Annotated in this window: 10 protein-coding genes; all 10 read right to left on the bottom strand. The window is 68.1% G+C overall.

The features are described 5' to 3' along the window. Positions 1–46 precede the first annotated feature (46 nt). On the bottom strand, positions 47–1,213 hold the full coding sequence (locus BME24068_RS18315) for a glycosyltransferase family 4 protein (protein ID WP_096505514.1): 1,167 nt from the start codon (positions 1,211–1,213) through the stop codon (positions 47–49). After that, a complete protein-coding gene (locus tag BME24068_RS18310) occupies positions 1,213–2,397 on the bottom strand; it encodes a glycosyltransferase family 4 protein (RefSeq protein ID WP_174926918.1) in 1,185 nt (394 codons plus the stop codon). Before BME24068_RS18310 ends, BME24068_RS18315 begins: the two co-directional genes overlap by 1 nt. Next, positions 2,394–3,860, bottom strand: a complete 1,467-nt coding sequence (locus BME24068_RS18305) for an O-antigen ligase family protein (protein ID WP_174926917.1) — start codon at positions 3,858–3,860, stop codon at positions 2,394–2,396. The genes BME24068_RS18310 and BME24068_RS18305 overlap by 4 nt, the downstream gene beginning before the upstream one ends. 10 nt (positions 3,861–3,870) lie before the next feature. Then, positions 3,871–5,007 carry a glycosyltransferase family 4 protein gene (locus tag BME24068_RS18300; RefSeq protein ID WP_096505520.1) on the bottom strand — a complete coding sequence of 379 codons (1,137 nt, stop codon included), beginning with the start codon at positions 5,005–5,007 and terminating at the stop codon, positions 3,871–3,873. 127 nt (positions 5,008–5,134) lie between these two features. Then, on the bottom strand, positions 5,135–6,094 hold the full coding sequence (locus BME24068_RS18295) for a glycosyltransferase family 2 protein (RefSeq protein ID WP_174926916.1): 960 nt from the start codon (positions 6,092–6,094) through the stop codon (positions 5,135–5,137). Positions 6,095–6,155: 61 nt separating this feature from the next. Continuing rightward, positions 6,156–8,381, bottom strand: a complete 2,226-nt coding sequence (locus tag BME24068_RS18290) for a polysaccharide biosynthesis tyrosine autokinase (protein WP_174926915.1) — start codon at positions 8,379–8,381, stop codon at positions 6,156–6,158. A gap of 50 nt (positions 8,382–8,431) precedes the next feature. Then, positions 8,432–9,610 carry a polysaccharide biosynthesis/export family protein gene (locus tag BME24068_RS18285; protein ID WP_174926914.1) on the bottom strand — a complete coding sequence of 393 codons (1,179 nt, stop codon included), beginning with the start codon at positions 9,608–9,610 and terminating at the stop codon, positions 8,432–8,434. Beyond that, positions 9,604–10,047, bottom strand: a complete 444-nt coding sequence (locus BME24068_RS18280) for a low molecular weight protein-tyrosine-phosphatase (RefSeq protein WP_057924068.1) — start codon at positions 10,045–10,047, stop codon at positions 9,604–9,606. The genes BME24068_RS18285 and BME24068_RS18280 overlap by 7 nt, the downstream gene beginning before the upstream one ends. Positions 10,048–10,087: 40 nt before the next feature. After that, the gene (locus BME24068_RS18275) at positions 10,088–11,503 is read right to left on the bottom strand and encodes a UDP-glucose dehydrogenase family protein (RefSeq protein WP_174926913.1); all 1,416 of its coding nucleotides are present in this window, start codon (positions 11,501–11,503) and stop codon (positions 10,088–10,090) included. Between the two features lie 109 nt (positions 11,504–11,612). Continuing rightward, entirely contained in the window at positions 11,613–12,986 is a 1,374-nt protein-coding gene (locus tag BME24068_RS18270; protein WP_096505791.1) for an undecaprenyl-phosphate glucose phosphotransferase, read from the bottom strand. Positions 12,987–13,175: the final 189 nt, after the last annotated feature.

Raw genomic sequence — 13,175 nt, 5'->3', positions numbered from 1 at the left:
TTCGCGACGACGACAACGACGGCGCGCACTCACGCGCCGCGTTCGTTCAACCCGCCATCCGGATCGCCTCGTCGTACACGCCGGCGACGCGGCGCGCGATCACCGCATTGTCGAAGTGATCGCGCGCATAGCGCTTGCATGCGGCTTCGTCCGGCAGCTTGATCGCGCCCGACAGCGCGGCGCCGAGCCCTTCGGCGATCGCATCGGCGCCGGTGGACGGCAGCACGAGATCGTCGGACAACCCGGCGACCGCCTCGGGCAGCCCGCCGACCGGCGTGACCAGCACCGGCGTGCCGGACGCGAGCGACTCGACCGTGATCAGCCCGAAGCCCTCGAGCGCGACCGTCGGCACGACGCTGACGGTGGCCGCGCGGTACAGCGCCGCGAGATGCTGGTCGGGCACGAAGCCGAGCAGCTTCACGTTGTCCTGCAGCCCGGCCGCGTCGATGCGTTGCTGCAGTTCCTCGGCGAGCTTGCCCTTCCCCGCGATCAACAGCAGCACGTCGGGATGGCGGCGCTTGACCATGCCGATCGCGTCGACCAGATCCTCCAGCCCCATGCGCCGCACGAGCCGGCGCACGGCCAGCACGATCGGCCGGTCCTGCGGCAATTGCAGCTTGTGGCGCGCCTCGCCCGGCGTGAGCGGCGTATCGAACTGCGCGGTATCGACGCAGCCGGGAATCACGCGCACGCGCGACGGATCGATCCCGTAGCGGTTCGTCAGGATCTGGCCGAACGCCTGCGACAGCACGATCAGCCGCGACGAGCGCGTATAGACGGCCTGTTCGAGATAGCGCTTCGCGCGCTGCCCGAGCGATGCGGCGCCCTCGACCTGGCTTTCGTCGGCCCACGGCCCCTGGAAGTGCGACACCTGCGGAATCCCGCGCGTCACGTCGAGGCCGGGGAACGTATAGAGCGCGAAGTGCGACGAAATCACGTCCGGCCGGTCGCTGCGAATTTCATCGCGCAACGCGCGGCGCGCGGCGAGCATCCGGCGCGCGAGCGGCTGCGACGCGGGACCGAAGCCCTGGATCGCGCCGCCCGTGTCGTCGGCGACCTTCGGCGAGCCGGCGACGAGCCCGCGCACCTCGACACCCGCGCCCGGCAGCGCGCCGACGAGCGAGTAGTACATCCGGTCGAGGCCGCCCGCGCGTTCGGGAAACCAGTGCATGCCGATTTGCAACGATTTGATCGGCCGGGAAGAAGAAGACATCACGATTGCTCCTGCGTGACCGCATGCTCGACCCGCTCGAAAGCGGACGGCTGCGAGGGTTGGCCGATGCGCCGGTAAAGCGCGACGTACTGGGCGCCCATGTGGGCCCAGCCGAAACGGGTCATCAATTCGCGGGCGGCGGCACCCATCGCGCGGCAGGTGTCGCGCGACGCTGCAAGCGAGCCGATCGCCTGCGCGAGCGCGTCCGGATCGTCCGGGTCCTCCAGCACGATCCCGCAGTCGCGCGTGATGATTTCCGCGCCGCCCGCGGTGCGCGCGGTGACGACCGGCAGCCCGGCCGCCATCGCCTCCAGCAGCGACAGGCTCATCGCTTCGTAGCGCGAAGGGAACACGTACGCGTCGACCGAGCGCATCAGCGTCGGCATGTTCTTCACGAGCCCGAGGAAATGCACGCGCGACGCGATGCCGAGCGCGCGCGCCTCTTCCGGATACGGGCTGCCGGGCAGATAGCCGGCCACCGCGAGATGGACGTTCGCCGGCAGCCGGGTCAGCGCCTTCAACACGGTGCCGAGGTTCTTGCGCGGCGTGCGCAGGTCGCCGACGAACAGCAGCAGGAACGCGTCGCCGGGCAACTCGAACGCCGCGCGGTCGGCCTGCGCGCCCGCGAACGCGCTGCCGTCGACGCCGTTGTAGATCACGCTGATCTTGCGGCTGTCGATACCGAGCCCGGCGATCTCGTCGGCGACCTTCTGCGACACCGCGGTAATCGCGCGCGAGCGGCGGTATGCCCAGCGCTCCAGCGCGGTGTTCACGCGCGTATAGACGTACTGGTAGGCCGACCACACGCCCTTCGTCAGTCCGAACGGGTAATACGGGCTCTTGAACCAGCCGCCGTGCACGAAGTGCGCGGTATTCACGTCGGCGCGGATCCACGAGATGAAGCCGTTCACGTGCAGCACGTCGTATTCGCCGCGATGCGCGCGGAGCCACCACGCGCTCTTCAGCGCGAACACCTGCTGCTTGACGAGATTCGACGGCCAGAAACGCCCGGCCTTCACCGGCACCCAGCGCACGCGCGGGTCGGCCAGCAACTCCGGCGCGACGTGCGACGCGATCAGCGTGACCTCGTAGTTTTCGGCCAGCGCCGCGCGCGCGATTTCGTAATTGACGCGGCCCTGCCCGTCGTTATGACGCACGACGTGCGTGACGATCGCGATCCTCAATGGTCGCCTCCCGGTGAACGCGCGGCGGCCGGCAGGCGCTGCGCCTTCTGCCAGTGCGCCGCGGATAGTATGGAAAAAATGGCCGTGAACATCAGCAGGCCGCCCGTGCCGATCAGCGAGTTCGTGAACACGAGCATCGCGAACGTCGACAGGCACAGGCTCAGGCACGCGCCGACGAACTTGTCTTGGCGCAGCTTGAACGCCGCGCGCAGCGTGCGGCCGAACAGCATCACGACGCCCGCGAGATACAGCAGCGTGCCAGGCCAGCCGAGCACGAACGGCACGTTCATCACGCCGCTGTCGAAACTGCCGTACTTGCCGAGCTCGCCGCTGTCGCTCGACAGCTTGGTCGACGCGCCGGTCGCGCCCATCCCTTCGCCGGCGACGTCGGTGAACGCCGTTTGCGCGAACGTCGCGTAGAACTTGTTGCGGTCGTCGTAGCTGCGGTCGTCCTTCAGGTTCGTGATCGATTCGAGACGCTGGCCGAGCCGGTCGGCCACCGGCCCGACGGTCAGGAGCGGCACGCATAGCCCGACCAGCACGACGCCGCTGATGAGGATCCGCATCCGCACGCGGTTGCTCGACTGCACGAGCTGGATCGCAAGCGCGATCACCCAGCCGCCCCACGTCGAGCGCACGAGACACAGCGCGAACGACACGAAGCCCGCCGCGCCGGCGAACCAGCGGACCTTCTGCGGCGCCGCGAACACGAACACCAGCGCGCCCATGATCGCGAACGCGAACGGCCCGGACGAGTTCATCGTGCTGAACACGCGCACGCCGTACGGCACCGGCTCGCCCTGCGAGCCCATGTCGGAACCGACCATCCACAGCACGTCCCACTGCGGCATCACGAAGTACTGCACGACGCCGTACACGCCCATCACGAGCATGCCCCACATGAAGGTGGACAGCAGCACGTCGCGGTACTCGGGGTAGTCGCGCGAGTTGACCATGATGTGAAAGCCGATCAGCACCGGGTACACCCAGTTCGCGAGGTCGTAGGTCGCGGCCATCACGCCGCTCGACACGATCCCGACGAGATACGCATACGTGAGCCCGAAGAGGATCAACAGCACCGGAATCCCGCGCCGCTGCGCGAGCACGCGGTAGTGCCGCAACAGCCCGAGGCCGGCGATCATCGTCACCGCGAGCGGCGCGACCTGGATCAGGCTCGTCGGCGTGAAGGCGCCCTTCGACCAGTCGGCCAGGCGCCGCACCTCGGGGCTGAGGAACCACACCCACCACATGAAGCCGACGTAGCGCGCCGGGCTCTTGAAATAGAGCCAGAGGCCGACCGCGATGGCCAGCACCGGAAACGCGAGCGTCAGTATTCTTCCCTGGTGAATGGCGATCAGCGCGGCGGTCAGCGCCCACAGTCCGGCCTGCCCGGCCCAGTGCTTCGGCTCGGCGAACCAGCTGCGGGTGCGCGACGGCGCGCGTTCGGCGGCAATCGTACTCATCGATCCGTACTCACCGCGACGAAGGGCGCGAATCCGCAAGCGGCATCGCCAGGCCCGCGGCGGCCGGCGTGCGACGCCGGCGCAGCATGTCGCGCGTGATCCGCACATGCTGTTCGGCAAACGCCTGCGTGGTCAGGTCGCGCTCGCGCAGGCATTGCGCCGCGGCGCGCGCGCATTCGAGCGCGGCAGCCGGGTCGGCCACGAGGCGGTCGGCGGCCTGGCGCATCGCCTGCGCGTCGAACGGCGGCACGTACGCGGCCGTATCGTGCGGGAAGTAGTCGCTGAGCCCGCCGACGTCGGACACGATCATCGGCTTGCCGACGGCCGCCGCCTCGAGCATCACGGTGATGCCCGACGCGTGGAAGTTCGGCCGCAGCGGCACGACGATCACGTCGGCCCATGCGTACAGCTCGTGCTGCTTCGCGAGCCCCGACGCCGAGCCGATCCGCACGTTCGGCGCATGCCACTCGCGCGGCACGCGGCGGCGCGTCGCGAGCCGCACGTCGTAGCGCGCGTCGCCACCGAACGCGGCGAGGAAGGTGCGCCAGTCGCGATCGCGGTCGTTGCCGATCGCCGCGATCCGCAGCGGCCGGTTCGGCTGCCACCGTTGCGGGTCGGTAAGCGGGAAATCCTGCGTGTTCAGGCCGTAGTACACGAACTCCGCATCGCGCCCGAGATAGCGGCGGCACAGCTCGGCGTTGTCGCGGGCGAGCGTGGTCAGCGCGTCGGCGCGGGCGAGCAGCTTGCGGTACAGCCAGCGGCGCGGGCCGCCGAAGGTGCCCCACTTGTCGAACAGCCACACGCTCTGCGCGAGCAGCAGCGGACGCTTGCCGTGCGCGCCGGCCAGCTTCAGGATCAGCGCGGCGGCGAGGTGTTCCTGCTCGGTGTGCGTCCAGATCACGTCGGTGTTCAGCAGCGCGGCGCGATTGCGCCATGCGTGCACGACGTCGAAGCCGAGCGCCGCCTTCAGGCCGCGGCGCGCGAGGCTCGCGATGCGGCCCTCGCGCCGGTCCTGCGAATAGGTGAGCCGGAATTCGTCGGATTCCGCGTGGTGATAACCGTACAGGCAGCCGATGTTCTCGCCTTTCCGGTAGGTACGCGGGTCGGCGCCGTAAAACAGGTGAACGTGAACCTTCGTGGGAGTCATGTCAGCCTCCGCCGGGCCGCCCCAAGGAGACTGGCCGCCCCCTCGGGGGGCAGTGAACGTAGTGAGCGTGGGGGTCGTACCATTTCAGGCCCTCCGGGTGTGGCCGTGCGCAATGCGCGCGGCCCGTTCAAGACGTCACCGGCGGCATCGCCGCGCGGTGGGGGGCAAGGTTCGCGCGGCGCGCATCGCGGGCGCCGCGGCGCACTGCGCGCCAGTGCTCGCGCACCCGTTCGCGCCTGCCGGTATGCAGCGACAGCAGCACGTGCGCGAAGCCGGGATAGACGCGCGTACCGACCAGCGACCACCACCACCACGCGATCTCGCGCCGCAGCGGCGGCAGATGCTCGCGCAGGATCAGATGCAGGTTGTACGCGCCGTTGCTGATCGCGTTGAGCGACGCGGCATCGCGCCGGTCGTCGTCGAAGCGTTCGGCCGGAAAATGATCGACCGCGATCGCCGGGTCGTAGACGAGCTTCCAGCCTTCGCGCTGCACGTGCATGCTGAAGCCCATGTCGTTGTGCACCTGCGCGCCGGCGCCGCGCAGCCGCGTGTCGAAGCGCAGCCGCTCGATCGCGGCGCGCCGGTAGCTCATGTTCGCGCCCTTGAGCATGTCGACTTCGCGCGCGCCGCCGACGCCGAGATGATGGTTGCCGACGATCTTGCCGGACAGCGTGAGCTGGCCGACGCGTTCGCGCGACGCGTCGAGCACGCGGCCTTTCTCGTGAACCCAGTCGCGTCCGCCGACCGCGCCGACGCGCGGATCGGCCTGGAATGCGGCTTCGACGCGCGCGAGCCAGTCGGCGCGCGGCGCCGCGTCGTCGTCGGTGATCGCGACGACGTCGCCGGTCGCCGAGTCGAGCCCCTGGTTCAGGGCGGCGACCTGCCCCGGCACGTCGACCGGCACGATGCGCAGCGGCAGCGCGCCGCCGACCGACGGATCGGCGAGACGCTCGTGCGTGGCGTCGTCCTCCGGGCGCGCGACGACGATCACCTCGTCGGGCAGCCGCTGCTGGCGCTGCAGCGCCAGCAGGCAGCGCGCGAGGTCGGCGGGACGCCGATAGGTCGGAACGAGCACGGAAATTTTCATCGAGGTTCTCCAGTCGGCCGGGCCGATGCGGCTCGCACCGGCCCGGTGTCGTGCAATGCGGTCAAGCGCTCAGGTATTCATGCACGGCCGCATAGCCGCGACCGTAGCCACGCGCTTTCGGCGGCACGCCGTTGAAGATCCCGCCTTCCAGATCGACGCCCGCGGTGCGCAGGCGCTTGATCGCGTCGGCGATCTCCCCTTCGGTATGCATGCCAGAGCGCAGCACGAGGAACGTCGCGCCGGCCATGCGGCCGATGATGGTCGCGTCGGTCACCGCCAGCACCGGCGGCGAATCGATCAGCACGATGTCGTAGCGCTTGCCGAGCCCTTCGAGGTATTGCGGCAGGCGCGTCGACATCAGCAGCTCCGACGGGTTCGGCGGCCGCGTGCCGGCCGAGATGAACGACAGGCCCTGCACCGGCGTCTCGCGGACCGCCTCCTCGAGCGGCGACTGGTCGCTCAGCAGCTCGGACAGGCCCGGCTGCGCGGTGAGGCCGAAATAGCGGTCGAGCATCCCGCGGCGCATGTCGGCGTCGATCAGCAGCACGCGCTTGCCCGAATGCGCGAGCAGCACCGCGAGGTTGACCGTCAGGAAGCTCTTGCCGATGCCCGGCGTCGGGCCGGTCAGCACGATCACGCGGTTCTTCGCATCCATCATCGCGAACTGCATCGCGGTGCGCAGGCTGCGCATGCTCTCGACGCTCAGGTCCTTCGGACGCAGGCTCGCGAGGATCGGCCGCGCGCGGCCGCCGCCCTTCTCGGCCGCGGCGTCGAGCTTCACCTGCTCGGCGCTTTGCGGCACGAGCCCGTACAGCGGCAGATTGAACGCGCGCTCGACGCGGTCCGGATCCTCGATGCCCTGGAACAGGTTGCGGCGCAGGAACACGATGCCCGTGCCGAGGATCAGCCCGAGGAACACGGCGGCCGACAGGATCAGCACCTTCTTCGGCTTGACCGGATCGCCCGGACGCAGCGCCGAATCGACGAGGTGGATGTTGCCGCCCGTGCCGGCCTTCTGCACCGACAGTTCCTGCACGCGGTTCAGCAGCAGCACGTAGATGTCCTCGGCGACCTTCGCGTCGCGCTGGAGCTGGACGGCCTTCACTTCGGTCGCCGGCAGGCTGCGGAAGCGGTTGCTGAACTTGTCCTTCTCGGCCTGCAGTTCCGCGAGCTGCTGCTTCGCGGCGATCACCATCGGGTGCGAATCGGTGAAGCGCTGCGCGAGCGATGCGAGCTGCAGGCGCTGCGCGGCGATCTGCTGTTCGTACTGCACGCTGCCTTCGAGATAGACCTTCGCCTCGTCGCTCGCGTTGATCGAGCCGGACGTGCGCTGATATTCCGTGAGCGCGGCTTCCGCCCGTTCGAGGTCGGTCTTCAGACGCGGCTCCTCGCTCTTCAGGAAGTCGAGCATCTTGGTCGCCTCGGCCTGCTTCGCGATCACGTGCTGGTTCAGATACGACTGCGCGAGCGCGTTCGCGATCGCGGCGGTCTGGTCCGGATTCTTGCCTTCGAGCGAGATCTGCACGACGCCCGTCTGCTTGCCCTGCTCGGTCACCTGGATGCCGGACTGGAAGCCGGTGATCGCGTCGAGATCGTTGTAGCGGACCACCGTGAACTGCGTGCCTGGACGCGCGACCAGCTTCTGCACCAGCAGCGTCACGCCGCCGCCCTGCTCCGACTCGCCGGTGCGGCCCGACAGCAGCCGGTTGCCGTTTTCGTCGACCAGCGTGTAGGTGCCGTTCGGGCCGGCCGTCAGCGTCAGCTTCTTGCCTTCGAGCGCCGGCACGACGTTGATCGTGTCGATGTCGGCCACTTCGCCGCCCCACGCGTAGGACTTCAGGCCGAGCCACGGCCGCGCCGGGTCGCCCGGCGTCGCCATGCGCGCGGCGAGGCTGCCGAGCAGCGGAATCGTCTTCGGCACGACCGAGAAGTTCAGCTTGAATTGATCGACGACCGGCGCGACGACGCCGCGGCTCTTGATGATCTCGATTTCCGCATCGGTCGGCGCCTGCTGCGGACCGCTGTTGATCATCGCGCCCGTCTGCGTCTGCGTAAGCGCCTGCGTCGTGTTGTCGTTGCCCTCGACGCGCACGTGCACGTCGGCCTGGTACACCGGCTTCGCGACGTAGCAGTAGAGGCCGGCGAGCGCGACGACCGTCACCGCGATGCCGAGCAGCAGCCAGATGTCGTCCATGATCACCTGGAGCAGCTGGCCGAGGACGACGTCCTCTTCCTCGGTTTTCGCGGTCAGATCCGCGTAGGAGTGTTTCGCTTGCGTGTTCACCATTCGTTCCCGCTTGAGTGGTGCCGGGGCGGAGGCGCCGCCCCGGCGGGCTATCAGCGCGTGATTTGCCGCATGTAGAAGATCGTCTGGATCGTCGGCAGCACCTGCTGCAGCACGCGGTTGAACTGCACCGAGCTGGCCGTGCTGACGTAGACGACGTCGAGCGGCTGCAGCGGGAAGCGGCTCGACAGCATCAGCGCATCCGGCTGCGTCATGTCGAGCCGGAAGACTTCCGGCTTCGTCGGGTTGTCGCGCATGCCGCGCATCACGTAGATCTTGCGCGGGTTCGCATCGGTGTCGAGGATGCCGCCGCCCGCGGTCAGCGCGTCGGCGATGGTCAGCTTGCCCTTGAGCATCGGCACGGTGACCGGCGTCTTGACCTCACCCATGATGAACACGCGGCTGTCGCTGCGGTCCGGCACGTTGACGATGTCGCCCGGCTGCAGCATCACGTTCTGCTTCACTTCGCCGCGATCGAGCACGCCGTTCGCGTCGAGCGTGTACAGCTTGCCGTCGCGCATGAGCCGCACGCGCTGCAGGTCGGCATCGCTGGTCGAGCCGCCCGAGCGCGAGATCGCGTCGACGAGCGTCAGCGGCACGTCGCTCACCGCGAGCGGGCCCGGCTGCTTCACCTCGCCCGTCACCTGCACCTTCTGGCTGCGGAACGACAGCACGCGCACGTCGAGCTGCGGATTCTTCACGTAGCGCGCGAGGGTGGTGGCCATCTGTTCACGGATCTGCGCGACCGTCTTGCCCGCCACATGAATGCGGCCGACGAACGGGAAGAAGATCGTGCCGTCGGCGGCGACCGTCTGGCCGTACGGATCGGCCTGGCCCGGCAGCGCGGTCGTATACGGCTGCTGCAGCGCACCGGCGACCGACTGCGTCGTATTGCCGCCGCTCGAGAACGACTGGCCCTGCGGCGTCGTCAGCTCGGGGTGATCCCACACCGTGACGCCGAGGATGTCCTGCGGACCGACGCGGTACACGTACTGCGACGGATCCGTATAGCGGCCCGGCGGCAGCGGGTGGTCGACCTGCTGCTTCTGCAACTGATCCATCACCAGCTTCGCGTCGATGTAATGAACCGGATAGGTCTCGGCCTGGCCTTGCCGGCCTTCGTCCTTCAGGTTCGACGAGTCGAGATAGTTGCCGGGCGCGGTCGCGCAGGCCGACAGGAATGTCGTCATTGCGACGGCGAGCGCCAGCGGGCGCATGGGACGTTTCAGCATAGTTTTTGCAGCCATCCTTGAACCAGGCGTTCGATCAATGAGTAGCTCTCGCGATAGTCGGCCTCGGGGCCGCCATGCGGATCCGCGATTTCGGCGTCCTCCCACTTGCCCAGCAAATGGACCTTGCCGCGCGCGAACGGATCGACCGATTCGACGGCCTTGATCTGTTCGCGCTCGCTGACGAGAATCAGGTCGGCGTCGCGCACGATCCGGCGCGACAGCCGCCGCGAGCGGTGCGTCGTCGCATCGACGCCGCGCTCGGCAAGCAATTGCCGCATCACCGGATCGATGCCGTCGCCGTCGTTCGCACGGACGCCGGCCGAGTGGAACGTCACGCGCGGGCCGCCGCGCGACGCCGCATGCGACTTGAACAGCATTTCCGCTGCCGGACTGCGGCAGACGTTCGCGTGACAGACGATCAGGATGTTCCGGAACATGGCGTCTCGATTCGGGTGACGGGTAACGGAGGCGCGCCGGTTACGCGTTCGCGCGCACGGCGCCCGGCACGCGGGCGGCGACGGCCTGGCGCGAGCCGAGCCGGCCGATCGGGTGGTATTCGATGCCCTGCTCGGTCATCGTCTCCGGCTCGTACAGGTTGCGGCCGTCGAAGATCACCGGCGACTTCCACTGCCGGCCGAGCGCGACGAAATCGGGGCTCTTGAATGCCTTCCATTCGGTGACGATCACGAGCGCGTCGGCATCGTGCGCGGCCTGCGCCTCGTCGTCGACGAAGGTCAGGCGCGCGAGCCAGTCCGGGTGATCCGCGAGATCGAGCGCGAGCACGCGGCGCGCTTCCTGCTGCGCGACCGGATCGTAGGCGGCGATACGCGCGCCGCGCGACAGCAGTTCGGCGATCAGCTCGCGGCTCGGCGCTTCGCGCATGTCGTCGGTGTTCGGCTTGAACGCGAGGCCCCAGATGCCGAACGTGCGGCCCGTCAGGTCCTCGCCGAAGCGCGCGACGATCTTGTCGGCCAGCACGCGCTTCTGGTTCGCATTGACGGCCGACACGGCCTGCAGGATCTGCAGCGCCTGGCCGTGCTCGTCGGCGGTGCGGATCAGCGCCTCGACGTCCTTCGGGAAGCACGAGCCGCCGTAGCCGCAGCCGGCATAGAGGAAGTGATAGCCGATGCGCGGATCGGAGCCGATCCCGCGGCGCACGGCCTCGATGTCGGCGCCGAAGCGGTCGGCGAGGTTCGCCAGCTCGTTCATGAACGAGATACGCGTCGCGAGCATCGCGTTGGCCGCGTACTTCGTGAATTCGGCCGAGCGCACGTCCATGTACAGCGTGCGTTCGTGGTTGCGGTTGAACGGCGCGTACAGCTTCTTCATCAGTTCGCGCGCGCGCTCGCCCGGCACGTCGTCGTCGCAGCCGATCACGATGCGGTCCGGCCGCGTGAAATCGTCGACCGCCGCGCCTTCCTTCAGGAATTCCGGGTTCGACACGACGGAGAACATCTGGTCGCCTTCACCGCGCTTCGCGAGCTCGTCGGCGACGGCCGCGCGCACGCGCTCGGCCGTGCCGACCGGCACCGTCGACTTGTCGACGATCACCTTGAAACCCTTCATGGAGCGGCCGATGTTGCGCGCGGCCGCGAGCACGTACTGCAGGTCGGCCGAGCCGTCCTCGTCGGGCGGCGTGCCGACCGCGATGAACTGCACGTCGCCGTGCGCGACCGCGGCCTCGACATCGGTCGAGAAACGCAGGCGGCCCGCCGCGCGGTTGCGCGCGATGACTTCCTTGAGGCCCGGCTCGTGGATCGGCACGCCGCCGTTGTTCAGGACGTCGATCTTCGCCTGGTCGACGTCGAGACAGAACACGTCGTGCCCGATGTCGGCGAGACAGGCGCCGGTGACGAGACCTACATAACCGCTGCCGATGATAGTCAGATTCATGATGTGTCGGACCTCTTGACCAATGATTCGAAATTCGTAAAACCGGATTCCCGGGGGAATGTCCGTCGCGCGGCCTCGCGGCGCAGCGGCGGGCCCGGGCGCGCTCGACTCAGTAAGCGTTGCTGCCGGTGAAGCCTTTCCACAGCGTCAGCACGACGATCTTGATGTCGAGCCAGAACGACCAGTTCTGCATGTAGTACAGGTCGAGCTTCACGCGGCCCATCATCTTCTCGATCTGGTCGGTCTCGCCGCGAAAGCCGTTGATCTGCGCCCACCCGGTGATGCCCGGCTTGATCCGGTAACGGAACATGTAGCCCTTGACCAGATCCTTGTAGATGTCGTCGTGCGCGAGCGCATGAGGCCGCGGGCCGACGACCGACATTTCGCCCTTCAGCACGTTGATGAACTGCGGCAGCTCGTCGAGGCTCGTGCGGCGCAGGAACCGGCCGACCGGCGTCACGCGCGTGTCGTTCTTGGTCGCCTGCGTGACCTGCCCGGCCACTTCCTGGTGCACCTTCATCGAGCGGAACTTGTAGATCTCGAACTCGTGCCCGTCGATGCCCTTGCGCTTCTGGCGGAAGAACACCGGCCCGCGCGACGTCAGCTTGATCAGGCACGCGATCAGCAGCATCGCCGGCGCCAGCATCGTGAGCGCCGCCAGTGCGAACAGCCGGTCGAACACGAACTTCGGCAGGATCCGCACGTCGGTGATCGGCGACGCCGCCAGGTTGATCGCCGGCACGCCGAGCAACTCCACCACTTCCTGGTTGAAGAACGACAGGCTGCGCACGTCCGGGATGAAGCGGATGTTCACGAAGTCGTGGCGAAACACCGTCACGATCTGGTGCATCCGGCGCTCTTCCGCGATCGGCAGCGTGAGCCACAGCTCGCGGATCGCGCGGCTGCGCACGAGCCATACCAGCGATTCGAACTGCCGCTCGATACGCACGTCGTCGAGCGCCACGTCGCCCGCCGCCGCACTTTCGTCGTACACGCACACCGGGTTGAAGCCCGCTTCCGGCCGCGCCCGCATCTGCGCGATCAGCCGCCGCGCCGCCGGCGTGCCGCCGACGATCGCGACCGCCTTCAGGTTGTAGCCGCCGCGACGCAACCGGCGCAGCACCGCATGCACGCATGCTTTCGAGCCGGCCAGCAGCGTCATCGTCGTGACGGCCCAGTAGCCGAGCCACAACCGCGACAGCTCGCCCGACTGGTGAAAGCTGAAACTCATCAGGATGCCGGCCAGCTCGACCACCAGCCACGCGAACGCGACGCGCCCCATCAGCCCGACCAGACGCTTGCCGCGCCACGACTGGTAGATGCCGAACGCCGGAAAGCACACGACGACGAGCAGGCAGTCGAACAGCACCATCGTGCGCTGCAGGTCGTTGAGCCAGACGCCGCCGCCGTGCAGCGCCGCGGCGAGCACGGCCCCCGTCACGACCATCGCGATATCGATGACTCTCGCCAGCACGCTCAACATGTCTGCTTCCTCTCTGAACAGGCGTTTGCCGAACAGCTCCTTGCGCAGCCCATGCCGCACATTCGATTCAAACGTTGCATGACGCTATTGAAGCGGTAAGAAAATCCACTCTCAAGCGCACAAGTATTTCGAAAAATAATCGGAAATTCTTGCCGCGATATTCTGGAATTAAATCGGCAGGTTTTCCCG

Source organism: Burkholderia anthina, assembly GCF_902498995.1.
Lineage (GTDB): Bacteria > Pseudomonadota > Gammaproteobacteria > Burkholderiales > Burkholderiaceae > Burkholderia > Burkholderia anthina.
This window is presented reverse-complemented; position numbering and strand designations above follow the sequence as displayed.